We start from the raw sequence: 24,023 nt of genomic DNA, 5'->3' as shown, positions 1-24,023 counted from the left end.
AACCGGTGCGGGATTACAGTTGGCCGTTGCGCAGGTAGTCGAACAACTGGGCATCGCTGTTCAACCCCAGCTTCAGCATCGCATCGCCCTTCTGGCGGCTGATGGTGCTGGCGCTGCGATGCAGCAGCGTGGCGATCTCCTTGACCGTCATGCCCTTGCCGAGCAGGCGCAGCACCTCCACTTCGCGCGGTGACAGCGGGCGGCCTTCGCCTTCCACCATCGCGCTGCTGCCCGCTGCTTCCACGCGTTCCTTCAATGAGAGGCTGACGTAGGGCAGGCCACGGTGGACGGTGCGGATGGCGACGGGCAGTTCGTCCATCGACGATCCCTTGTCCACCAGCCCCAACACGCCGGCGTCGCGCACCATGCGCAGGATCGCCAGGTTGCTGGAAACACTGAGCATCAGCACCGGCAACAACGGATAGCGTCGACGGATCATGCTGATCATCGCAAAGCCATCCGGCACGGTGCTGTCCGGCATCGAGTAGTCGGTGACCAGTACATCGCAGGGATGGGTGGACAGGTAGGCCAGCAGGTCCTGCGCGGTGGCGGCTTCGGCCACGACTTCGCCGACGCCGCTGCCGTGGATGACCGACCGGGCGCCGATGCGAACCACGGGGTGGTCGTCAGCGATGATGATGCGAAGCGTCATGCTCTAGTATGGCCCCGGGTGACATGGGTTGGGTGGAAAGCAGGCATCGACGATATCCCTATTCTAAGGAGAGCGAACCTGGTGCGCACGATCCTGGCTCACTGCCGAGGATGCGGCATGGGCATCCTGCTGTCGCTGTTGCCTGCGATGGCATGGGCCGCGCCCCCCGCGCCGCGTGCCGAGGCACCGTCGCCTGTACGGCCCCACGCGGTTCTGTCGGTGGGGGTCTACGACAGTGGCTGGCCGCCGTTCGAGTTCGTCGAAGGGGACAGGGTGCGCGGGCTGGGCCCGGACACGCTGGCCGATCTTGCGACGCGGATGGGCGTGAGGCTGGACTACCGTCGCTATCCGGACTGGGCGCAGGTGCAGGAGGCCGCCTGCCGGGGCGATATCGACGTGGTGATGAACGTATCGCCGAGCACGTCCCCGAACCGGTGCCTGGCCTACAGCACGTCGTATGCGACCGCGCCGTTGGCCGTGGTCGGACGCAGCGATGACCTGCGCGCGTCCAATGATCCGGACCTGGCGGGCCTGCGCGTAGTGAGCGAGCAGGGCTTCCTGACCCAGGCGCAGATCCGCACCCGCTTTCCCGCCGCGCGCCAGTTGCTTGCAGCGCACACGCTGGATGCGCTGCGGATGGTGGCGCGGCAGGAGGCGGATGTGTTCATCGGCAACGCCTACGTGGCCAGCCAGCTGATCAACGACACGGCGTTGGAAGGCATCGCCCTGTTGCGTCCGATAGACATGGAGCTGGATACGCTGCACTTCGGCGTGCCGCCGTCCCGGCCGCAGCTGGTGGAAGCGCTGGACCAGGCGATGTCGCAGCAGCCGGCGTCGGTGCGTGCAGGCATTGCCGCGCGCTGGCTGCGCGTGCCGGTGTGGTCTGCGCCGGCGCGGCAGGCATTGGACCAGGTGGAGCGGCGGGCGCTGTCCACGCCGCTGCGTACCGGCTTTGCGCCCAATGCCGCACCGCTCTCCTTCACCGATGCCGATGGCCGGCCTTCCGGGCTTGCCAGTGACTACCTGCAGCGGCTGCGGCAGGCCGGTGCCACGCTCACCCCCGAACCCAGCCACGACTGGTTCGACCTGCGCGAAAAAATGCGTCGCGGCCGCATCGATGCCGTGATGGGCGTGCCCAACGATTCCCGTTACCTGGGCGAGGGCTGGGTGTTCAGCCAACCCTTCATCAGCGTGCCCAATGTCATCGTGACCGGGCCGCGCAGCGGCAGCGTGCTGGACATGGACGACCTGGCCGGCAAGCGCGTTCTGTTGTCCGATCCCGAACGGCTGCGCCTGCCGGTGCTGCAACGTGCGCCGGAGGCGCGCATCCTCGCCGCGCGCAGCGCCGAACAAGCCCTGCAGCGGCTGCTCGATGGCGAAGCACAGGCCTACATCGGCAACCTGGCGATCGTGGACCGGCTGCTGCGCGAACGCTTCCCCGGTCAGTTGCAGGTGACGGCACCGGCGGGCTTCGACGATGACCTGTCATTGGCGGTCAAGCGCGAGCACGCCGGGCTGGCAACGCGGTTTGATCGCCTGCTGCAGGAAATGGGCCCACGCCAACGCGAGGCGCTGCGCAACGACTGGCTGGCGGTGGCCTACCAGGGCGGCAGCGACTGGCGAACGGTGGCGCGCTGGGGCATTCCGATCACCCTGGTGTTGTTGACCGCGCTGCTGGTGCACCTGCTGGGCTACTGGCGGCTGCAGCGGGAAGTGACCAGCCGTCGGCGACTGGAGAAGCGCCTGGCCGACGTCACCGGCAACCTGCCCGCAGTGGTGTACCAGATGCGCCGGGCGGCCGATGGCGGCCTTGATTTCCCGTACGTTGCCGGCGACATGCAGCCGCTGTTCGGCATCGACCACGACAAGGCGATGGCCTCGGCGCAGGCGGTGCTGGACGCGATCGATGCGCGTGACGTAGCCGACGTGCAGGCCGCCATCGAACGGGCGGCGCGCGATTTCCTTCCCTTCGAGCTCGAGTTCCGCACCGTGGGCAGGCCGGAATCGCCGCGCTGGGTACGCAGCCAGGCTCAGCCGTACGCGGCTGATGCCGGGATGGTCACCTGGAGCGGATACTGGGTGGACATCAGCGAGGCGCGCGCGCAGGCCGACGCACTGGAAGCGGCGATGGCCGCGGCCGAGCAGGCGGCCGAGGCGAAGGCACGCTTCCTGGCGACCATGAGCCATGAAATCCGTACGCCGATGAGCGGCGTGCTGGGGATGCTGGAGATGCTTGCCCATACGGCCCTGCAACCCGCCCAGCGCACCCAGCTGGAGGAAGCGGAATTGGCCGCGCAGGCGCTGCGGCAGATGCTGGACGACATCCTCGACTACGCCAAGATGGATGCCGGTGCACTGCGCCTGGATCCGTTGCCACTGCCGTTGCGCCCGCTGCTGGAATCGCTGCAGCAGCGCTACGCCGGGCAGGCCGCGGCCAAGGGCCTCGGCCTGCGGCTGGAGCTTGACGTGCGGCTCGCGGCCACCCACGAGGTGGATGGACTACGGCTGCGACAGGTGCTGGAGAACCTGCTGGACAATGCCATCGCCTTCACCAGCGAAGGGGAGGTGGTGCTGCGCGCGGAGGTGCTGGAAGGAAGTTCGCCGAGCCTGCAGGAACTGCGCCTGCAGGTCATCGACAGTGGCATCGGGATGCAGCCGCAACAGGTGCAGGCATTGTTCCAGCCCTTCACCGAAGTAGACCCCGCCGCGCCGCACCACCAGGGTGGCATCGGCCTGGGACTGACGCTCTGCCAGCGCCTGGTGCAGCTGATGGGCGGGCGCCTGCTGGTGCACAGCGTTGCCGGAAAGGGAACCGAGGTCGACGTGCTGCTGCCGCTGCCGGTGGCCAGCGATGATGACCTGGTGGCCAGCGCGCCGGGGCCGGGCAGCGTCCCGCCGCTGCCGGTGCACCTGCGCACGGCGCGGGTCCTGGTGGTGGAAGACCACCCTACCGCGCAGGCGATGATGGCTTGGCGCCTGCAGCAGCTTGGGGTATCGCACGCGGTGGCGGGCGACGGCCGGGAAGGGTTGGAACTGCTGGCCGCATCCGCCTTCGACATGGTGATCAGTGATTGCCGCATGCCGGTCATGGACGGCTATGCGTTCACCCGCCTGCTGCGCGAGCGCGAACAACGTCAGGGCGTTCGGCGCCTGCCCGTGGTGGCGTTGACGGCCAGCCTGCTGGAGCAGGACCTGCGGCGCTGCCGTGAAGCGGGCATGGATGAAGTGCTGACCAAGCCATTGTCGCTGGCCCAGCTGCGGCAGTGCCTGCTGCGCTGGTTGCCGGCCTCGCCGGTGGGCGCCGCCGGCGCCTAGCGCGCGTTCTGCTGCAGGTATTGGATGACCAGCCGGCGCCGCTCCGGATCCGGGAATGCGTTGTACATGCGCGTGCCCGGCACGCTGGCGCCCGGTGAACGCAGGAAGGCGTCCAGCGTCTGTTCGCTCCACACGATGTCCGCCGCACGCATGCCATCGGAGTACGCATAGCCGGCCAGGCTGCCTGCGCGCCGTCCGAACACGCCGTGCAGGTTGGGGCCATAGCGGTGGATGCCACCGGCGTGCACGGTATGGCAGCCGGCGCAGATGGCGAAGGCGCGCTCGCGTTCCAGCGCGGCGGCCTGCTCCGGATCCTGCGGTGCAGGCGCGCGACACGCGCTCAACGCGGCGATGCTGGCCAACAACAGCAGGATCCGCATCGTCGCGTCACATGCCGGCGTAGTTCGGGCCGCCGCCACCCTGCGGGGTCACCCACACGATGTTCTGGGTCGGGTCCTTGATGTCGCAGGTCTTGCAGTGCACGCAGTTCTGCGCGTTGATCTGCAGGCGCTGGTCGCCCTCGCTGCCGACGAATTCGTACACCCCGGCCGGGCAGTAGCGCGCTTCGGGTCCGGCGTACTCGGCCAGGTTGACCTGCACCGGAATGCGCGCGTCCTTCAGCGTCAGGTGGCTGGGCTGGTCTTCGGCATGGTGGGTGCTGCTCAGGAACACCGAGCTGAGCTTGTCGAAGGTCAGTACGCCATCCGGCTTGGGATAGTCGATCCTGGTGTGCTGTGCCGCCGGCTCCAGGCAGGCGTGGTCCGGGGTGCTGTGGCGCAGCGTCCACGGCGCATTGCGGATGCCCAGCTTGGGCAGCAGCCACTGCTCGATCCCGGTCATCAGCGTGGCCACCGCCTGGCCCTTCTTGAACCACTGCTTGAAGTTCTTGGACTGCTGCAGCTCGGCATGCAGCCAGCTGGATTCGAACGCCTGCGGATAGGCGCTGAGCTCATCGTGCTGGCGCCCGGCGGCGAGTGCATCGAAGGCGGCGTCGGCGGCCAGCATGCCGGTCTTCAGCGCCGCGTGGCTGCCCTTGATGCGGCTGGCGTTGAGGTAGCCGGCTTCGCAGCCGACCAAGGCTCCGCCCGGGAACACGGTCTTCGGCAGCGACAGCAGGCCACCGGCGGTGATCGCCCGTGCGCCGTAGCCGATGCGCTTGCCGCCTTCCAGGTGCGTGCGGATCGCCGGGTGGGTCTTGAAGCGCTGGAACTCCTCGAACGGGCTCAACCAAGGATTCTTGTAGTCCAGCCCCACCACGTAGCCGATTGACACCTTGCCACCTTCGGCGTGGTACAGGAACGCGCCACCGTAGGTGCTGCCATCCAGTGGCCAGCCCGCCGCGTGCACCACCAGACCCGGCTCGTGCTTGGCCGGGTCGATCTGCCACAGCTCCTTGATGCCGATGCCGTACGCCTGCGGATCGCGGCCTTCATCCAGCTTGAAGCGGTTGATCAACTGGCGGCCGAGGTGGCCGCGCGAGCCTTCGGCGAAGACGGTGTACTTGGCGAGAAGTTCCATGCCGCGCTCGTAATTCGGGCCATGGCGGCCGTCTTTCTCGATGCCCATGTCGCCGGTGGCCACGCCGATGACTTCACCGTTCGCACCGTACAGCACTTCGGCAGCGGCAAAGCCGGGGAAGATCGCCACCTCCAGCGCCTCGGCCTGCTGGGCCAGCCAGCGGCCCACTTCGCCCAGGCTGACGATGTAGTTGCCTTCGTTGTGGAAGCACTCCGGCAACAGCGGCTTGGGCGTAGTGCGCGCGCCGGTTTCACTGAGGAACAGGAATTCGTCGCGGGTGACTTTCTGCTTCAACGGCGCGCCGCGCTCGGCCCAGTCCGGGAACAGCTCGGCCAGTGCACGTGGATCCATCACCGCGCCGGACAGCAGGTGCGCGCCCGGCTCGGAGCCCTTTTCCAGCACGCACACCGACAGTTCGCTGCCGGCTTCAATGGCGCGCTGGCGCAGGCGGATGGCCGTGGCCAGGCCGGCGGGGCCGGCGCCGACGACGACGACATCGAATTCCATCACTTCACGTGGGGGCAGTTCGGTGGCTTCTGCGCTCATGGATGACCTGACTCTTGGGTAGACCGCCGTGCTGCGGGGGCGGTGGTTGCCTTGGAATAACGCACGTGCTGCCACGGCGAAACGGGTGTTTGAATCCATCAGGTTAACGGCTGGCCGACGGATCGGCCAGTTGCCCGTCTCAGGGTGGGCTGCATCGGCGGCGGGGCGCGCGCTGCGGGCCTGGGATGCTGCAATGCAGCAGGTGTGCCGCGTCGGGTGCGAACCCTTGCCGCCGTCCGGTATAGCGCGGATCGACACCGATGTTCGGCTTCATCGTTTGTCTTGAACGATGCGCGTTATGAGCAGGCCATCCCCCACTGGAACAGCCACTTATTCCTACGCTGTAGCGGACCGTGGGATGAGAGGAATGCGCGATGTCACGCCGGCAGGTCCGCGACGCATCAGGGTTCTACGCGGTGCCTGGCCGCGTAGATCAGATGGCGGCGCGGCAGGACCCGGTATGGGGTGCCCATGTAACGTCGGCGCACCTTGCCCTGGTATGGGTGCTGGCACGCGTGGCGGATTGCCTGGCCGGTGCCGGCATGACCTGCCTGCTTCTGGTTTTTTCCCCGCAGAAGCTCGACCAGGGCAAGTTCGGCGAGCTGGATCGTCAGCTGGCCGGGCAGCAGGCGGGTCTCAACGCGCTGACGGTGGAGGAATATCTCGGTGCGCGCGCGCGCTTCGACCCCCGTGCCCGCGATCCCCAGGTTGCGCGACGTGCGCGCAGCTCGTGGCGGAACAAACTGGCCGCTGCGCATGGTGAGGCGCTTGCCGGACAGGGCATCGCCCCGGCCGAAGCCGGCGAGCGCGCCGCGCTGCTGGCGGATCAGCAGATGCGCAGCCTGCACGCGCTGCATAATCCGGACCGGGTCGTGGGCGGGCACGATCTGATCGGCGACTTTGGCGACGGCCAGGTCAACTGCACCATCGGCCGCCAATGGACGCTGGCACGCCGGGGAGAGATCTCGCGAGTACAGCAACTGGATGCTGCCGCATCGCGGGTGCCGGAGTGGCTGCGAGGGAGCACGCGGATGAACGGGCAGCTGGTACGGGAAGCGCCCGCCGTCCTCGACGCGGCACTGCGCCACCACCACAATGACCTCGATTCCGGCCCACTTGGTGCACCCGATGCGACTTGATCCCTGCGACCTGTTCGATGTCCGTTCCCTGCTCAGCGACGAAGAGCGCGCCGTGCAGGACAGCGTGGCGCGCTTCGTCGACCAGCGCGTGCTGCCGATCATCGGCGACTGCTTCGACCAGGCGCGTTTTCCCGCTGAACTGGTGCCGGAGATCGCAGCACTGGGCCTGCTCGGCGCGTCCCTGCCGGTGGAGTACGGCGGCGGGGGCATGGACGCGGTGTCCTATGGATTGATCTGCCAGGAACTGGAGCGCGGCGATTCAGGCCTGCGCAGTTTCGTGTCGGTGCAGAGCTCACTGTGCATGCATCCGATCTTCGCCTACGGCAGCGAGGCGCAACGCCTGCGATGGTTGCCGGCGATGGCCCGCGGTGAAGTCATCGGCTGCTTCGGCCTGACTGAAGCGCATGGCGGATCGGATCCCTCCAGCATGAAGACACGTGCGGTGCGCGAGGGTGACCAGTGGCGCCTGGATGGCAGCAAGATGTGGATCACCAATGCGCCCATCGCCGACCTGGCCATTGTCTGGGCGCAGACCGAAGACGGCGTGCAGGGCTTCGTGCTGGAGCGGGGGATGGAGGGATTCAGCGTGCAGGACATCGGCCGCAAGATGAGCCTGCGGGCGTCCTCCACCGGTGCGTTGTTCTTCGACCAGGTGCAGGTGCCGGAGGCCAACCGGCTGGCGGGGGTGGTGGGCATGAAGGGCCCGCTGGGCTGCCTCAACCAGGCGCGGTTCGGCATCAGCTGGGGGCCGATCGGGGCGGCCATTGCCTGCCTGCGCGAGGCGCTGGCGTATGCCGGCGAACGCGAACTGTTCGGCCGGCCGCTGGCGGCGACCCAGAGCGCGCAGATCAAGCTGGCCGACATGGCCCGGCGGATCACCGGTGCGCAGCTGCTGGCCCTGCAGCTGGGCCGGCTGAAAGAGGCGGGCCGGCTGCAGCCACAGCAGGTGAGCCTGGCCAAGTGGAACAACTGCCGGATGGCGATCGACATCGCGCGTGAGTGCCGCGACGTGCTGGGTGCGGCGGGGATCACCACCGAGCACGCCGCGATACGGCATGCGCTCAACCTGGAATCGGTGATCACCTACGAAGGCACCGAGACGGTGCACCAGCTGGTGATAGGCCGCGAACTGACCGGCATCAACGCGTTCTGAGTGAGTTTTTTTTGCGCTTGCGCGCGGCATTGAAGCAACGGCAACGGCAACGGCAACGGCAACGGCAAAAGCTTCAGGGCTGCTTGTTGGCGGGGCGGGGTGGCTGTGCAGGACACGCCACAAGTACGTCCGTGTAGGCTCGCTTTTCGCATCCATGCGAAAAGACGGTCCTGCACAGCCACCCCGCCCCACCTTCGACAGGTCCATGGCGGCCATGGACAAGGCGGTGGGTTGGAAGGGTGGGAGAAACATGGGGTCAGAGTCCTTTCGCATAGCGAAAGGACTCTGACCCCTGCCTTTATTCTATTTTCAACGCGGGTGGCGGCCACCGGAACCTGTCAGGGGGTCGGGCGGTGGGGCTGGGCGGGGGCGTTGAGCGCCATGGATGGCGCGAAACGAGGCCCGCAGGAGCGGCTCTTGCCGTCCCCCGCCCAGCCCCACCGCCCGGCCCAGACCAAGGCTGCTGCTTTGAAGCCACCCGCGAGGGGGTCCCACCCGTTCGACACCCCTCACGCTCCGCCGGCAAACCCGTGCTGGCGCCATGCCTCGTACATCACCACCGCCACCGTGTTGGACAGGTTGAGGCTGCGGTTGCCTGGACGCATCGGCAGGCGCAGGCGGCGGCCATCGGGCAGCGTATCCAGTACGTCCTGCGGCAGGCCGCGGCTCTCCGGACCGAACAGGAACGCATCACCGTCTTCAAACGGCACGCTGTCATGGCGGACGCTGGCGCGGGTGCTCAGGGCAAACAAACGGTTCGGTGCAATGCGGGCCAATGCCGTGTCCAGGTCTGGATGAACCTGCAGGCGGGAATACTCGTGGTAGTCCAGGCCGGCGCGCTTGAGTTGTTTGTCGTCCAGTGCGAAACCCAACGGTTCGACCAGGTGCAGGTGCGCGCCGGTGTTGGCGCAAAGACGGATGACATTGCCCGTGTTGGGCGGTATTTCGGGCTGGAACAGCACGACGTGGAACGTGGGAACCTGGCTCATCAACGCAGTGTAATGCGCGGCGCGGTGCTTGGCGGCCTGCCGGGTCCTTGCGGGTAAGGGGACCCGGCGTTCAGGGGTATGTCGAGGGGCGTATCGCAACGATCAGCATGTGCACGACACTCACGGACGAACCAGGACCGAAGCGGTTTCCAGCGCCAGCGCCTGCAGGTCGGCCTGGCTCGGGCGCACATTCACCACCGGCAGGTTGACGATGACGTTGTTGGCAAACGCGGTGGCTGCGTTGGTCAGGGCGACGGTGTAGCGCTCGGCCTGCAGTTCGGCGGCCAAGGCGACCTTCTGCTCCAGGCTTGGGCGGACTTCAACGGCGGCCAGGGTGGTGACCGGCATCGCCGTGGAAGTGGCGATGGCTTGGCCGTTGATCTCGGCCAGCTGATCGGCGCTCGGGCGTACCTGCACTGCGGCCAGGGTCGGGATGCGGCTGCTGCGCTCCCAGGCCTGCTGGGCCAGCTGTTCGGCGTCCGGGCGGACCTGCACGGTCTGCAAGGTGCTGATGGAAGGGGCGGCGTGCACCGAAGAAACAACCGCGGTACCGGCGATCAGGGCGATAGCGATGGCGAGGATCTTGGTGTTCATGGCGGGGCCTGTTTAGTGTGTGTGGTCTGTGGTGTGGTAGTAAGGTAGTACACCAAAACTGGGCTTGCAAGGACAATCTTCAATTTCCCAGTTCTGTTCAGCTTTTAGTCAGCTTCATTTCTGGCGCTTGGAGTGACGGGGGAGAGGGAGCAATCGCCGTGCCAAGTTTTAAAGCTTCTGATTCAATGATTTAGGAAAACCCGGAGTGTCCGTTGTCCGGACACTTGTCCGCGCCAATGCGGCCGGACAACAGCCGGCCATGCGGAAAATCCGGGGTTTGGTCGCTTTCAGCGCGTGACGCTTGGCCGATGCTGCTGTGCGGGCGCACACGGTAGGATCGGCCTTCACCTGGATGACCAAGGATCCGCAATGACCTCCCCTCTGCGCCCGCGCACTGCCCTGCTGGCACTGGCCCTCGCCACCGCGCTGGGCGGTCTGGCGCCCGCGCCCCTGCTGGCCAAGCCTGCCGCAGCGGCCAAGGTCGACATTCCTTTCGAGCAGTTCACCCTGCCCAATGGCCTGCGCGTGGTGGTGCACACAGACCGCAAGGCGCCGATCGTGGCGGTCAACGTCTGGTACCACGTGGGCAGCAAGGACGAACCCGCCGGCCGCACCGGATTCGCGCATCTGTTTGAACACCTGATGTTCCAGCGCAGCGAAAACCACGACGGCGAGTACTTCGAACCCTTCAAGCAGGTCGGTGCCACCGGCCAGAACGGCACCACCAACACCGACCGCACCAACTACTTCGAAAACGTGCCGACCACTGCGCTGGACATGGCGTTGTGGATGGAGTCCGACCGCATGGGCCACCTGCTCGGTGCGATCGACCAGGCCGCGCTGGACGAGCAGCGCGGTGTGGTGCAGAACGAAAAGCGCCAGGGCGAGAACCAGCCGTATGGCCAGGTGTGGACCCAGCTCAACCGCGCGCTGTATCCGAAGGGTCACCCGTATCACCACAGCGTGATCGGCTCGATGAACGACCTCAACGCGGCCTCGCTGGATGACGTTAAAACCTGGTTCCGGACCTGGTACGGCCCCAACAACGCGGTGCTGGTGCTGGCCGGCGACATCGACCTGGCCACGGCCAAGGAAAAGGCAGCGAAGTATTTCGGCAGCATCCCGGCCGGCCCGAGCATGGCGCAGCCGAAGGTGGACGTAGCGCAGCGCGCCGCCGACAGCCGCGAAGTGATGACCGACAAGGTGCCGCAGGTGCGCATCTACCGCGCCTGGAACGTGGCCGAAGTCGGCACCCGTGACATCGACGAACTGCAGCTGCTGGGCCAGGTGCTGGGCGGGGCGAAGTCATCGCGCCTGGGCAAGCGGCTGGAGCACGAAGAGAAGCTGGTGGACAACATCAGTGCCGGCGCCTATGCCTCGCAGCTGGGCTCCAACTTCATGGTGATGGCCACGGTGAAGCAGGGCGTCGACCCGGCGCGCGTGGAAGCGATCATCGACGAAGAGATCGACCGCCTGGTCGCCGAAGGCCCGTCGGCGGACGAACTCAGCCGCGCCAAGACCGCCTTCCGTGCCAGCTTCATCCGCGGCATCGAACGCATCGGCGGGTTCGGCGGCAAGGCCGACGCACTCGCCGAGTGCACCGTCTACACCGGCGACCCGGGCTGCTTCCGCGATTCGCTGAAGCACATCGATGGCGCCAGCGTCGCTGACCTGCGCGCGGTCGGTGGCAAGTGGCTGGGCACCGGCAGCCACACCCTGGTGGTGGAACCGGGCCAGCGCGTGGCGCTGGAAGAAGAAGCCTCGCAGAGCCCGAAGCCGTTTGAAGTGCCGGCCGTGGATCCGAAGTACACCACCCTGCCGGCCCAGGTGGACCGTGGCACCGGCGTGCCGCAGACCCGGCAGTTCCCTGAACTCAAGTTCCCCGAACTGCAGCGCGCCACGTTGAAGAACGGCACGCGGGTGATCCTGGCCGAGCGCCATGAAATCCCCGTGGTGCAGTTCAGCTATCAGTTCCCGGGCGGCTTCAGCGCCGACCAGGACCGCAAGCCGGGAACCGCCAACTTCGCCATGGGGCTGATGACCGAAGGCGCCGGCAAGCTCGGTTCGCTGGCGTTCGCCGACGCCGCCGACGCGCTGGGTGCGGACCTGAGTGCGTCGGCCGGGCTGGACTTCAGCACCGTGGACCTGTCCGCGCTCAAGGAGAACCTGGCACCGTCGCTGGGCCTGTATGCCACGCTGCTACGCCAGCCGCGCTTTGATCAATCGGAGATCGACCGGGTCAAGGGCAGCTGGATCGCCGGAATCGCGCAGGAAAAGGCCAACCCCACTGCGTCGGCGATGCGCGTGCTGCCGCCGCTGCTGTACGGCAAGGGCCACCCGTATGCGATTCCGTTCACCGGCAGTGGTGACGAGGCGGCCATCGCCAGCCTGACCCGCGATGAGCTGGTCGATTTCCACCGCGACTGGCTGCGCCCGGAAGAGGGCACCCTGATCGTCGTTGGCGATACCACGCTGAAGGAAATCGTGCCGCTGTTGAACCGCCAGCTGGGCGACTGGAAGAGTGAAGGCCCGGCGCCGAAGGTGAAGGCGGCCGTTGATGTGGCCGTGCCGACCCGCCCGCGCGTGTTCCTGATCGACCAGCCCGGTGCGGTGCAGGCGAACCTGTTCGCCGGCCAGGTGGTGCCGTCTTCGGTGGATCCGGGTTCGGTCCGCTTCGACATCGCCAACGGCGTCCTGGGCGGCGACTTCACTTCGCGCCTGAACATGAACCTGCGCGAGGAAAAGCACTGGTCCTACGGCGCCCGCAGCAGCGCCAGCAGCACCGTCGGCCAGCGGCCGTGGATGGCCATGGCGCCGGTGCAGATCGACAAGACCGGTCCGGCACTGGCGGAAATGCGCAAGGAAATCGCCGAGTTCGCCAGCGGTCAGAAGCCGGCCACTGCCGCTGAAGTGCAGCGCATCCGCAACATCCAGACCCTGAGCCTGCCCGGTGCGTATGAAACGGCCAGTTCGGTGCTGGGCACGATCGGCAGCCTGGTGCAGTTCCAGCGTCCGGACGACTACGTGTTCCAGCGCAAGGCGGCCATCGAAGCGATGACCCCGGCGCAGGTGCAGCAGGCAGCCGCGGCGATCAAGCCGGAATCGTTGACCTGGGTGGTGGTGGGCGACCTGAAGCAGACCGAAGCACCGGTGCGCGCGCTGAAGCTCGGCGAAGTCAGCATCATCGATGCCGACGGCAACCCGGTGAAGGCAGCGAAGTAACAGCGGGCCCTGGTAGTGACGGCCGCTGGCCGTCACCCGGGACGACCCGCTCTTGGTGACGACCAATGGTCGTCACCCACCACACCCTTGTTACTTCGTCGGCTCGTTGACGATCGCTTCCAGGTCCTTCTGCAGGTCCGCGAACAGCGGCTGCATGCGCGCCTGGATGGCCACCATCACGTTCTGCATCAGCGTTGGAGTCTTGTCGAGCAGGCTCTGCCCAGCCGAACTCTCGTAGAACTCGGCCATCGCCAGCACGTCTTCCTTGCTGAAGGTCTGCTTGTACAGGTCCACGTACATCGGCCGCAGCTGCTGCCAGGACAATGCCTGGCGCAGGGTCTGCGCGGTGCGCGCCTGGATCCGCTGCAGCTGCTCCTGCTGCTGCGGGGTCAGCTGGCGCTGCTGGGTGACCTGCTCGAACTGCTGGCGCTGCATGGTCTCGATCTGCGGGAGCATCGAATCCAGCATGGCCTGCGCGCGCGAGGCCGAAAGCAGGCGGTTGATGTCGCCGTCGGTGGGCGGGGCGGCCAGCGCAGGAACGGACGCAAGGGCAAGCGCGAGCAGCAGGGCGGTGCGGTGCAGGCGGCGGGAAAGGCGGATCATGCGGACGTCCTTTGGGGATGATGCCGCCAGCATACCGCCCGCGTTGGCGAAGGCGACGTGTTGGGGACCTGATCGTGGTGGAACGGCTCGCGATACCGACAGCCAACCGTCACCGGCTACCGTTACAATGCGCCCATGGGTATTGGTCCAGTGGTCATCTCCGCGCAGCTTGTGATCCCCGACGATGAACTCGTCGAGCGGTTCGTGCGTGCCAGTGGCGCCGGCGGCCAGAACGTCAACAAGGTATCGACGGCGGTGGAGCTGCGTTTCGACCTGGCCGGCTCGCCGTCGCTGCCCGAGCCGTTGCGTGCGCGCCTGCTGGTGCGCCGCGACCGGCGCGTGACCGGCGAAGGCGTGCTGGTCATCGACGCGCAGCGTTTCCGTACCCAGGACCGCAATCGCGAGGATGCGCGCGAGCGGCTGGCCGAGTTCATCCGGGCAGGGCTGAGCGTGCCCAAGCCACGCAAGGCCACCAAACCAACCTACGGGTCGACCCTGCGTCGCCTGGACGCCAAGAAAGGCCGCGCGCAGGTCAAGCGCGGCCGCACAACCCGCAACTGGGAGTAAGCCTTGAATCACCCTTCGCCGCTGCTGCCACCCGTCCCGCCGAACATGCCGCAGGTCAAGCCGAATGCCTTCATCCGCTGGATCGCGCGCAGTGCGCTGCGCCTGCGCGGCTGGAAGGTGGTCGGTACCCTGCCCGACGTGCCCAAAGTGGTGATGATCATCGCCCCGCATTCGTCCAACTGGGATGGCTACTGGGGCATGGCGGTGAAGCTGGCGCTGGGCCTGGACGTGCGCGTGCTGGGCAAGGCCTCGCTGTTCTGGTGGCCGTTGGGGCCGCTGCTGCGCAAGCTGGGGGTGATCCCGCTGGACCGCAGCTCGCCGCAGGGCACGGTGGAACAGGCGGTGGCGGTGATCCGTCGCTCGGAAAAGATGTGGTACGCGATCACCCCGGAAGGCACCCGCAAGAAGGTGACCCACTGGAAGGCCGGCTTCCTGAAGATCGCGCGGATGGCCGACGTGCCGATCCTCGCCGCCTACTTCCATTATCCGGACAAGACCATCGGCTTCGGGCCGCTGTTCCATGCCACCGGCAACGACGCGGCCGACATGGCCAGCATCCGCGAGTACTACCGGCCGTGGATCGGCAAGACCCGCGGCACGGTCTGAGCGGCCACAGCGTGGCAGCGCAGGCGCCACGTCCGGCACATGCCGCCGCAGCGCCGCGGGAGTAGGCTGGAAGGCTGGCGGTCAGTCCTGATCGCCCCCCGAGGAGCCTTTTGCATGTCGCGTACCGTCATCCTGGCCGCCGCCATCAGCCTGGCGCTGGCTGCCTGTTCCGGCAAGGAGTCCACCCCCGTGTCCGAAGCCCAGAACGCCCCGGCCCAGCAGCCGGCCGATGCCTCCACCAATCCGCTGCTGAGTGCCAGCACGCTGCCGTTCCAGGCGCCGCCATTCGACAGGATCCAGGACAGCGATTACCTGCCGGCCTTCGAAGAAGGCATGCGCCAGCACCTGGCCGAAGTACGCGCCATCGCCGATTCCAGCGAGCCGGCCACCTTCGACAACACCATCGTGCCGATGGAGCGTGGCGGTGAAACGCTGACCCGCGTCTCGCGCATCTTCTTCGGCCTGGTGCAGGCCGATACCAACGATGCGCGGCAGAAGATCCAGGAAGAAGTGGCGCCCAAGCTGGCCGCCCACCAGGACGAGATCAACCTGGACCCGAAGCTGTTCGCACGAGTGAAGTCGCTGTACGACCAGCGCGCTTCGCTTGGCCTGGATCCGGTGCAGACCCGCCTGGTGGAGCATTACTACGACGGCCTGGTGCGCGCTGGCGCGCAGCTCAACGACGCCGACAAGGCCAGCCTGCGCAAGCTCAACGTGGAAGAAACCACGCTGTCCACGCAGTTCCACACCCGCCTGGTCGCGGCCACTGCCGCCGCCGCCGTGGTGGTGGATGACAAGGCCAAGCTGGCCGGCCTGAGCGAAGATGCCATCGCCACGGCCGCCGCCGATGCCACCGCACGCAAGCTGGAAGGCAAGTTCCTGCTGCCGCTGCAGAACACCACCCAGCAGCCGGTGCTCGGTTCGCTGAGCAACCGCGAACAGCGCGCCGCCGTGCTGGAAGCATCGGAAACCCGCGCCCAGCGCGGCGATGCCAACGACACCCAGCAGACCGTGCAGCGCCTGGCCCAGCTGCGTGCGCAGAAGGCCAAGCTGCTCGGCTTTGCCACCTACGCCGATTACAACCTTGGCGACCAGATGGCCAAGACCCCGGCCGCTGCGCTGAAGCTGCTGACCGACACTGTGCCGGCCGCCACTGCCAAGGCACGCGCCGAAGCGGCAGACATCCAGAAGGTCATCGATGCGCAGCATCCTGATGCAAAGTCGGGCGGGTTCAAGCTGGCCGCTTCGGACTGGGACTTCTACGCCGAGCAGGTGCGCAAGGCGAAGTACGACCTGGACGAGTCGCAGATCAAGCCGTATTTCGAACTGGACAACGTGCTGCAGAACGGCGTCTTCTACGCCGCCACCCAGCTGTATGGCATCACCTTCAAGCCGCGCACCGACATCCCGACCTACCACGCGGACATGAAGGTCTACGAGGTGTTCGACAAGGACGGTACCTCGCTGGCGCTGTTCTACACCGACTACTTCAAGCGTGACAGCAAGTCCGGTGGCGCCTGGATGGACGTGTTCGTCGAACAGGACGGCCTGACCGGTGCCAAGCCGGTGGTCTACAACGTGTGCAACTTCACCAAGCCGGCCGCGGGCCAGCCGGCGCTGCTGAGCTTCGACGACGTCACCACGCTGTTCCATGAGTTCGGCCACGCGCTGCACGGCATGTTCTCCAACGTGAAGTACCCCTCGATCGCCGGCACCGCCACCTCGCGCGATTTCGTCGAGTTCCCCTCGCAGTTCAACGAGCACTGGGCGCTGGACCCGAAGGTGTTCGCCAACTACGCCAAGAACTACAAGACCGGCGAGCCGATGCCGCAGGAACTGGTCGACAAGATCCTCAAGGCACGCAGCTTCAACCAGGGCTACGCCACCACCGAATACCTGTCGGCGGCGCTGCTCGACCTGGCCTGGCACACCCAGAAGGCCGACGCACCGCTGCAGGACGTGGGCAAGTTCGAAGCAGCGGCGCTGAAGAAGTTCAACGTGGACCTGGCGCAGGTGCCGCCGCGTTACCGCACCAGCTACTTCGACCACATCTGGGGTGGCGGTTATTCGGCCGGTTACTACGCCTACTTCTGGGCTGAAGTACTGGACCACGATGCCTTCCAGTGGTTCAAGGAGAACGGTGGCCTGACCGCCGCCAACGGCCAGCAGTTCCGCGACAAGGTGCTGTCACGCGGCAACAGCGTGGAGCTGAGCCAGCTCTACCGCGATTTCCGCGGCAAGGACCCGTCGGTGGAACCGCTGCTCGAGTTCCGCGGCCTGAAGTGAGTTGAACGAACGGCGGGGGAAACCCCGCCGTTCTGCTTTCCGCTCCGGCACCACGATGCCTGACGCAGGCCGCGCTCCGCGCTCGCCGAGCATGGCTCGGTGCTACCGGTTTCCGTGCTGGCTCACGTTCCTACGTGCACGCGCTCGGCGCGCTCGGCCAGGCCCAGGTGATCCAGCGCGATGTCCAGCGCCAGCACGTAACTCTGCGCCCCGTACCCGGCTGCGATGCCCAGCCGCTGGCCGATGCCATCGGGCAACCACGGCTCCGCCACCGCACCGTCGTCGTGCACTTCCACATACGCGTTATGCAGGTGCGGCAGCAGCCGCTGCAGCCGCATGCTGTGCGCGCACGCACCGGGGTCCAGCAGGGTCACCTCGCCGCGTGCATGGTCGGCCACGCGCAGCGCATCCAGCAGTTCCTGCTCGGACCCGCAGGCACGGATCGCCACGCTGGTACCGGCATCCACCGCGCGGTGCACCAGCGTTTTAAGTACCAGTGCGGGCAGCGGCTCGGCGGTGCGGATCAAGGTGCCGGATGCTTCCGGGCCACGGATGATGAAGATCGACATGGGGGAGCAACCACAAGCAAGCGCCCGAGGCGCGGTAGGCACACGATGCGCGCACCGCCCGTAAAGCCTCCATGGCGTGCGCGGCGACCGCACGTAAATTCTCCGTAGCGGTCGGGGTCAGAGTCCGGGGTCAGAGTCCTTTTCGCGTAGCGAAAAGGACTCTGACCCCTTTTCTGTCGTCCAGGGAACCGAACCGCCCTTTTCGCGGTCTCACCCAGACACCTCCCGGAGCCTCGTCATGGATGCCATCGCCCGCCCCCCCGTGACCCAACGCGCGCTGCACTGGTTGAAGAAGGAAGCACTGCCGCTGCTGGTGATGCTCGGCCTGCTCGCCGCCGCGCGCGACACGCTGGCCAACCACTATGTGGTGCCCAGCGGTTCGATGCAGCCCACCCTGGAACCGGGTGACCGCGTGGTGGTGGACATGCGCGCGTATGGCCTGCGCCTGCCGTTCACCCAGCACACGCTGATGGACGTGGGCGCGCCGCAGCGTGGCGAAGTGGCGGTGTTCGATTCCCCCGCCGACGGCACCCGGCTGATCAAGCGCGTGGTGGCCGTGGCCGGTGACCGCGTGGACGTGCGCAGCGGCCATCTGAGCATCAATGGCCAGCCGCTGCAGCAGGCCGGTAAGCCCGCCGCCGAACAGTTCGGCAGTCGTATCGCGCAGCTCGGCCTGGACATGGGCGGTGGCCCGGACGTGGACGGCGTGGTGGTGCCGGACGGCAAGTTGCTGGTGATGGGCGACCACCGCGGCAACAGCTTCGACGGCCGCTTCTTCGGCTTCGTCGACGCCGACAAGGTCTATGGCAAAGCCGTGGCCGTCTACTACCGCCGCGGCGAAGGCCTGGAGTGGCTGCACCTGTAACGGCGAGAGAGTGAGGGCTCGGTAGTGACGACCGCTGGTCGTCAGCCCTTGCCCTTTTGCCGCCATCCATACGAAGAACATATCAATCCGTACCCATCAGGTTATGGATCGACTCGATGACTGGGGCTAGCCTGACCCCATCCCCACACCCTGGCCGCCTCCCCCGGCCATCCCGATCCGATGAACGGCGATACCGCGGCCGCCCTTGAGCGTCGCATCCCCCCAAGCACCCCGACGGCCACCCCGGCCGCCGCCACCCACATCGAACAAGGCACGCCCGCGTTCCGGCGCACCGCGGTGGCGCTGTTCCTGGCCGGCTTCTCCACCTTCGGCCTGCTGTACACCGTGCAGCCGCTGCTGCCCGAGTTCAGCCGCCACTTCGGCGTCTCCGCCGCCAACAGCGCCTTGGCGCTTTCGCTCAGCACCGGCCTGCTGGCGGTGATGATGCTGGTCGCCGGGCTGGTGTCCGACCGCGTCGGCCGCCGCAACGTGATGATCACCGCGCTGCTGGCCTCCACCGTGCTGTCCGCCGCCAGCGCGCTGGTGACCGACTGGACCACGATGCTGGTGCTGCGCGCGCTGCTTGGCGTGGCACTGAGCGGCGTGCCGGCCGTGGCGATGACCTATCTGGTCGAAGAAATGGACAGCCGCGCGATGGGCCTGGCGATGGGCCTGTACATCGGCGGCAACGCGGTGGGCGGCATGAGCGGACGCTTGATCGCCGGCATCATCGCCGACCACTGGGGCTGGCGCTGGGGCATCGGCGTGGTTTCGCTGATCGCCGTCGCCAGCACCCTGCTGCTGTGGATGCAGCTGCCGCCCTCGCGGCACTTCCAGAGCCGTCGCGGCGGGCTGCGCCAACTGCCCTCGCGCTGGCGCCAGCTGTTCGCCGACCCCGGCCTGCCGTGGCTGTTCGCCACCGCGTTCCTGCTGATGGGCGTGTTCGTCACCACCTACAACTACCTGGGCTACCACCTGCTGGCGCCGCCCTATCGCCTCAGCCAGACCGTGGTCGGATTGATCTTCAGCGTGTACCTGGTGGGCACGTTCAGTTCGGCCTGGATGGGCCAGCAGGCGATCCGCCATGGCCGCGGCCGCGTGCTGTCGATCAGCTACGCCCTGATCATCGCTGGCATCGTGCTGCTGGTGATGCCGTGGCTGTGGACGATGGCGATCGGCATCGCACTGGTCACCTTCGGCTTCTTCGGAGGCCATTCGGTGGCCAGCAGCTGGGTCGGCAGCCGTGCCGGCGCGATCCGCGCCGAAGCATCCGCGTTGTATCTGTTCTCGTACTACCTCGGTTCCAGCGTGCTGGGCGCGGTGGGCGGATTGGCCTACACCGCGTGGGACTGGGTCGGCGTATGCGCGTTCACCGGCCTGCTGACCGTGATCGGTGCCGGCATCGCCTGGAGGCTGTGGCGCCGCCCGCTTTGAAAGGTAGTGACGGCCGCTGGCCGTCAATCGCATCGGGTGGTTGGACGTGGTTGACGGCCAGCGGCCGTCACTACCGTCCAAACTCCGCCTGCAGCAGCGCAGTGAAGTTGCGGATCAACGGCGTCACCCCTTCCCGCCGCCACACCAGCTGCACTTCCGAATGCGCGCCCTGGTCCCCCAGCGCCACGAAACACGCGCCCTCGATCTGGATGTGGTCGCATGACGAGGGCAGGATCGCCGCGCCCAATCCCGCCGCCGCCAGGCTGATCAGCGTGGACGCCTCACCGGCCTCCTGCACGATGCGCGGCGTGAACCCTGCCGCCGCGCACAGCGCGATCATCTGGTCGTGGATGCCGGCGCCCACGCTGCGGTGGAAGCCCACGAACGGTTCGTGCGCGAACTGCTGCAACGGCAGTACCGTGCTGGCCGGGTCACGCCCGCGCAGGGCAGGGTGGCCGCGATGCAGCACCAGCGCCAGCGGATCAGTAAACAGGCTGTGCGCCACCAGTTCCGGCGGCAGCACGCGCTTGCGGATGATGCCCACGTCCAGCCGGTTTTCCAGCAGCGCATCGATCTGCTGCAGGGTGTTCATCTCGCGCAGCCGCAAGCGCACCTGCGGGAAACGCTCGCGGTAACCAAAGATGGCGCGCGGAATCTGCGGCACCAGCGGCGTGGCGCGGGTCAAGCCGATGTGCAGTTCGCCCTGCTCGCCGCGCTGCACCCGCTGCGCCTCGTCCACCGCCGCGTCCACCTGCTGCAGGATCGCGCGGGCCTTCACCTGCAGCAGCGCCCCGGCTTCGGTCAGCTGCACCCGCCGATGACTGCGCACGAACAGTTGCGCGCCAAGCAGTTGTTCCAGCTGACGGATCTGCTGGCTCAGCGGAGGCTGTGACATGCCGAGCCGCTCGGCGGCCTGGCCGAAGTGCAGGGTGTCGGCCACGGCGAGGAAGTAGCGGAGATGGCGGAGTTCGATCGACATGGGTGGATTGTAGAGAGGTCGCGGGGCGCGCTTTCGGTAGCGACGTGGGGGGCTTGACCAACGTGAACGGATAGTGAATATTCGCTTTGCTGACAACAGGGGAAGCAAGGATGCAGATCGAGTCAAAGGATCGCCGGAAGGCGGCCGCTGGCGGTGCGCGCGTGGCTGTCATCGCCGTACTGCTGATACAGGCCATCGGCCTCGCGCATGGACAAACCATGCAGCCCTACCAGGAATACGACAAGCGCCTGCGCTCCGCCGAACAGGTGGGTGCGCTCACGTCGGGCCTGTTCGGGGATTCGGTCAATGTGTATGACCAGAGCGTCGCGTTCCAGCAGACCGATATCGACATCCCGGGCACGAATGCATTGCCGGTACGGCTGACCCGGAAACTCTCCGTACGCCCGCTGCCGGCGACGATCGCAGCGCAGCCCTACGGTGGAGCAGGTGATTGGGATATCGACGTGCCGTACATCTCGGGCGTCTTTGATTCCGCCTATGGATGGAATACGGGCAGCAGCGGTCAGGTACAGGCGCGTTGCAGTGACACGTTCTACCCGCGGACTACGCCGCCCCATCAGATCGAAGACATCTGGTCAGGCTACTCAGTGAACCTGCCAGGGGAAGGCGCGCGCTCGCTGATCGGCCTGCCACCCTCATCATTCAAGCCAGCCAATGGCCAGGGCAACGTCTGGACCACCAGCTCACTGGATGCAATCAGCTGCACGCCAATGCTCTCCGGCTATCCGGGCGAAGGCTTCGTCCTGCAGACCACCGATGGCATTACCTACACCTTCAACGTAGGCACGACCCGCAACGTCGGTGCGATGGGGCAGGACGGTGCTGTTGGAAAGTCCCGACCCCGTGTAGAGGTCTACCTGCTTGCCAGCCGCATCGAAGACCGCTTCGGTAATTCCGTCACCTTCAGCTATAACGCCGCGGGCCACCCGACCGCCATCACCGGCAGCGACGGCCGATCCATCACATTGCAGTACGCCAATGGACGCCTGGCAAGCGCTGCATCACATGGCCGCAGTTGGACCTACGCCTACACCTCCGCGGCGCTGCTGCAGCGTATTACCCAGCCTGACGCCGCCACGTGGGAGATCACTCACCTGACCGAGCGACGGATCTCCTATGAGATCTGGCGCGAAGATCCCGGCCCCGGCTGTGGAAATGTCGCGCCACTGCGCGAGCAGACATTTTCGCTGCAGATGAAGCACCCCTCATCGGCCGTAGCAACCTTCCGTTTTGACCACCAGCGCCGCTATCGAAATGGGGTGCCTGCCGTGCTGTGCGTGGCCGAATCCAGCGGCGGAATGGGCGCAACGATTCTGCATCGTCTTGCCGTCCCCAATTACTTCGATGTGTACGGCCTGACGGAGAAGACGATCGAAGGCCCGGGGATCCCGTCGCCGTTGCGCTGGTTCTACGAAGACGTATCCGGCGGCGGTGAGCTGTGGTCGGGCAACGTCCCGCCCTGCACCACCTGCGTTGCCTCAAAGGCCGTGACGATCCACCAACCGGACGGAAGCCGCGTCACTGAAAGCTATGGCGTGGTCTATTCCCTCAACGAAGGCAAACTGCTGGCACGCAGCGTGGCGGCGGCCAGTGGCACCGTCCTCGAAAGCCAGAACCTGACCTATGTCAGCACGGCACAGGTCAGCGGCATGCCCTTCCCCGATCGCTATGGGTCGCGCTGGGGCGGGAATGACGAGTCATCTGTGCTGGTTCGACCTCTGTTGAAGAAAGAAGTTGTTCGGGATGGCGTAACGATGACGTGGTCGGTCAACACGTTCGACGCCAAGGGCAGGCCGCTGCAGGTCAGCCGAGGCAGCAGCCTGGGTGATAGCCGGACTGACACCACGACCTACTACGACGACGCCTCACGCTGGGTGCTCGGGCAGACCGCCAGCACCACCAACAACAATACCGGCTTGGTGGAATCACAGACGTCGTTCAATGCGCTAGCACTTCCAGAGCAGCAACGTCAGTTCGGCAAGGTGACGCAGACGCTCACCTACCACGCTGATGGAAGCCTGGCGAGCGCCGCGGACGGTCGCGGGAATCTGACCACACTCAACAACTGGAAGCGCGGCACCCCGCAGTCGATTGGCTTCCCGGACGGTACGTACATCAGTGCAACCGTCAATGACAATGGCTGGATCACCAACGTCGTCAACGAACTCGGATACCAGACCAGTTACGGCTACGACGCGATGGGTCGCATGAGTACAACGACCTATCCGAGCGGTGACACGAACGAATGGAATGCCATGGTGCAGAAGTTCGAGCGCGTCACCGCAGTCGAACATGGCATAGCCGCAGGACACTGGCGCTTGACCACAACCTCTGGAAACCGCAGGAAGCTAACCTACTTCGACGCCATGTGGCGGCCGTTGGTGACGCGCGAGCATGACGCCAGCAACATAACCGCAACCGATCGGTACCAGCGCTTCAGCTATGACCACGCGGGTCGCGCGATATTCCAGTCCTATCCTGGCCCCACCGCGACGCTGACTGCAGGAAATTGGAGTGAATACGACGCGCTCGGCCGCCTGACGTCATCGTCGGGAGACAGCGAGTTGGGCTTGTTGACGACCGTGACTGAGTACCTGCCTGGCATGGACGTGCGCATGACCAGTCCGCGCGGCGACCGTTCCATCACTCATCACCAGGTCTTCGACACACCCAGCTACCAGAGCCCGATATCCATCGAGCAACCTGCAGCGGGCGAGCCGGGTATCCGTACGCGTGTAGTGCGGGATGTGTTGGGCAAGCCGACGCGCATTGTGCGCGAATCATTCTGAGACCGGGACGTCCATGAATCGCAACTACTTGAATGTGCCGCGCATGGCTCGGATTCTCTGTGCGCTTCCCCTGCTGTTGGCGGGCTGGTCGGCAACCGCCTGCGAAACCGAGGTACCCCGTCGCGTGGCCGGCCCAGTGACTACCTTGGCCATTCCCGACCCTTGTCCGGACCCCG

18 protein-coding genes are annotated in these 24,023 nt (G+C 66.5%); 10 read left to right on the top strand and 8 right to left on the bottom strand.

Annotation, left to right across the window (positions count from 1 at the left end; genetic code table 11):
• Positions 1-13 precede the first annotated feature (13 nt).
• A complete protein-coding gene (locus IFT63_RS14170; RefSeq protein WP_042614729.1) occupies positions 14-652 on the bottom strand; it encodes a response regulator transcription factor in 639 nt (212 codons plus the stop codon).
• Between the two features lie 117 nt (positions 653-769).
• On the opposite strand from IFT63_RS14170, the gene IFT63_RS14165 reads away from it, so the two are divergent.
• Positions 770-3,967 carry a transporter substrate-binding domain-containing protein gene (locus IFT63_RS14165; protein WP_192084765.1) on the top strand — a complete coding sequence of 1,066 codons (3,198 nt, stop codon included), beginning with the start codon at positions 770-772 and terminating at the stop codon, positions 3,965-3,967.
• Here the strand turns inward: IFT63_RS14165 and IFT63_RS14160 are convergent.
• The gene (locus tag IFT63_RS14160; protein ID WP_192084763.1) at positions 3,964-4,347 is read right to left on the bottom strand and encodes a c-type cytochrome; all 384 of its coding nucleotides are present in this window, start codon (positions 4,345-4,347) and stop codon (positions 3,964-3,966) included. The genes IFT63_RS14165 and IFT63_RS14160 overlap by 4 nt on opposite strands.
• Before the next feature lie 7 nt (positions 4,348-4,354).
• Positions 4,355-6,031: an electron transfer flavoprotein-ubiquinone oxidoreductase gene (locus IFT63_RS14155; RefSeq protein WP_192084761.1), complete on the bottom strand. Its 1,677-nt coding sequence runs from the start codon at positions 6,029-6,031 to the stop codon at positions 4,355-4,357.
• Positions 6,032-6,573: 542 nt separating this feature from the next.
• Between IFT63_RS14155 and IFT63_RS14150 the strand changes: the two genes are divergently transcribed.
• Both IFT63_RS14150 and IFT63_RS14145 read left to right on the top strand, forming a co-directional pair.
• Positions 6,574-7,170, top strand: a complete 597-nt coding sequence (locus IFT63_RS14150) for a polymorphic toxin type 15 domain-containing protein (protein WP_192084759.1) — start codon at positions 6,574-6,576, stop codon at positions 7,168-7,170.
• On the top strand, positions 7,160-8,323 hold the full coding sequence (locus IFT63_RS14145) for an acyl-CoA dehydrogenase family protein (RefSeq protein WP_192084757.1): 1,164 nt from the start codon (positions 7,160-7,162) through the stop codon (positions 8,321-8,323). The genes IFT63_RS14150 and IFT63_RS14145 overlap by 11 nt, the downstream gene beginning before the upstream one ends.
• A gap of 509 nt (positions 8,324-8,832) precedes the next feature.
• Here the strand turns inward: IFT63_RS14145 and IFT63_RS14140 are convergent.
• The gene (locus tag IFT63_RS14140) at positions 8,833-9,312 is read right to left on the bottom strand and encodes a tRNA (cytidine(34)-2'-O)-methyltransferase (RefSeq protein WP_042614241.1); all 480 of its coding nucleotides are present in this window, start codon (positions 9,310-9,312) and stop codon (positions 8,833-8,835) included.
• Between the two features lie 120 nt (positions 9,313-9,432).
• On the bottom strand, positions 9,433-9,906 hold the full coding sequence (locus tag IFT63_RS14135) for a hypothetical protein (protein ID WP_192084751.1): 474 nt from the start codon (positions 9,904-9,906) through the stop codon (positions 9,433-9,435).
• Between the two features lie 369 nt (positions 9,907-10,275).
• Here IFT63_RS14135 and IFT63_RS14130 point away from each other — a divergent pair, with 369 nt between their 5' ends.
• Positions 10,276-13,128, top strand: coding sequence for a pitrilysin family protein (locus tag IFT63_RS14130; RefSeq protein WP_192084749.1), 2,853 nt, complete (start codon positions 10,276-10,278; stop codon positions 13,126-13,128).
• A 90-nt stretch (positions 13,129-13,218) separates the two neighbouring features.
• Here the strand turns inward: IFT63_RS14130 and IFT63_RS14125 are convergent, their stop codons facing one another.
• Positions 13,219-13,731 (bottom strand): DUF2059 domain-containing protein, encoded by a 513-nt coding sequence (locus tag IFT63_RS14125; RefSeq protein ID WP_042614238.1) that lies wholly within the window; start codon positions 13,729-13,731, stop codon positions 13,219-13,221.
• Positions 13,732-13,866: 135 nt separating this feature from the next.
• On the opposite strand from IFT63_RS14125, the gene arfB reads away from it, so the two are divergent.
• The 3 genes from arfB (at position 13,867) to dcp (ending at position 17,190) form a co-directional block, all read left to right on the top strand.
• Positions 13,867-14,298 (top strand): alternative ribosome rescue aminoacyl-tRNA hydrolase ArfB, encoded by a 432-nt coding sequence (gene arfB, locus IFT63_RS14120; RefSeq protein WP_042614237.1) that lies wholly within the window; start codon positions 13,867-13,869, stop codon positions 14,296-14,298.
• Positions 14,299-14,343: 45 nt separating this feature from the next.
• Positions 14,344-14,904 carry a lysophospholipid acyltransferase family protein gene (locus IFT63_RS14115; RefSeq protein WP_182656626.1) on the top strand — a complete coding sequence of 187 codons (561 nt, stop codon included), beginning with the start codon at positions 14,344-14,346 and terminating at the stop codon, positions 14,902-14,904.
• Positions 14,905-15,018: 114 nt separating this feature from the next.
• Complete coding sequence (gene dcp, locus IFT63_RS14110; RefSeq protein ID WP_042614235.1) at positions 15,019-17,190, top strand: peptidyl-dipeptidase Dcp; 2,172 nt, start codon at positions 15,019-15,021, stop codon at positions 17,188-17,190.
• Positions 17,191-17,312: 122 nt separating this feature from the next.
• Here dcp and IFT63_RS14105 read toward each other — a convergent pair whose 3' ends face one another.
• Positions 17,313-17,759 carry a 3-dehydroquinate dehydratase gene (locus IFT63_RS14105; RefSeq protein ID WP_042614234.1) on the bottom strand — a complete coding sequence of 149 codons (447 nt, stop codon included), beginning with the start codon at positions 17,757-17,759 and terminating at the stop codon, positions 17,313-17,315.
• Between the two features lie 238 nt (positions 17,760-17,997).
• On the opposite strand from IFT63_RS14105, the gene lepB reads away from it, so the two are divergent.
• Positions 17,998-18,624: a signal peptidase I gene (lepB, locus tag IFT63_RS14100; RefSeq protein WP_192084747.1), complete on the top strand. Its 627-nt coding sequence runs from the start codon at positions 17,998-18,000 to the stop codon at positions 18,622-18,624.
• A gap of 180 nt (positions 18,625-18,804) precedes the next feature.
• Positions 18,805-20,058, top strand: a complete 1,254-nt coding sequence (locus IFT63_RS14095) for an MFS transporter (RefSeq protein ID WP_192084745.1) — start codon at positions 18,805-18,807, stop codon at positions 20,056-20,058.
• A 70-nt stretch (positions 20,059-20,128) separates the two neighbouring features.
• Here the strand turns inward: IFT63_RS14095 and IFT63_RS14090 are convergent, their stop codons facing one another.
• On the bottom strand, positions 20,129-21,037 hold the full coding sequence (locus tag IFT63_RS14090; RefSeq protein ID WP_192084742.1) for a LysR family transcriptional regulator: 909 nt from the start codon (positions 21,035-21,037) through the stop codon (positions 20,129-20,131).
• Between the two features lie 110 nt (positions 21,038-21,147).
• On the opposite strand from IFT63_RS14090, the gene IFT63_RS14085 reads away from it, so the two are divergent.
• Entirely contained in the window at positions 21,148-23,847 is a 2,700-nt protein-coding gene (locus IFT63_RS14085; RefSeq protein WP_192084740.1) for an RHS repeat domain-containing protein, read from the top strand.
• Positions 23,848-24,023: the final 176 nt, after the last annotated feature.

It is taken from the genome of Stenotrophomonas sp. CFBP 13724, assembly GCF_014841975.1.
Lineage (GTDB): Bacteria > Pseudomonadota > Gammaproteobacteria > Xanthomonadales > Xanthomonadaceae > Stenotrophomonas > Stenotrophomonas lacuserhaii.
Note: the sequence above shows the minus strand (reverse complement) of the source record. Positions and strands in the feature narration are given on the sequence as shown.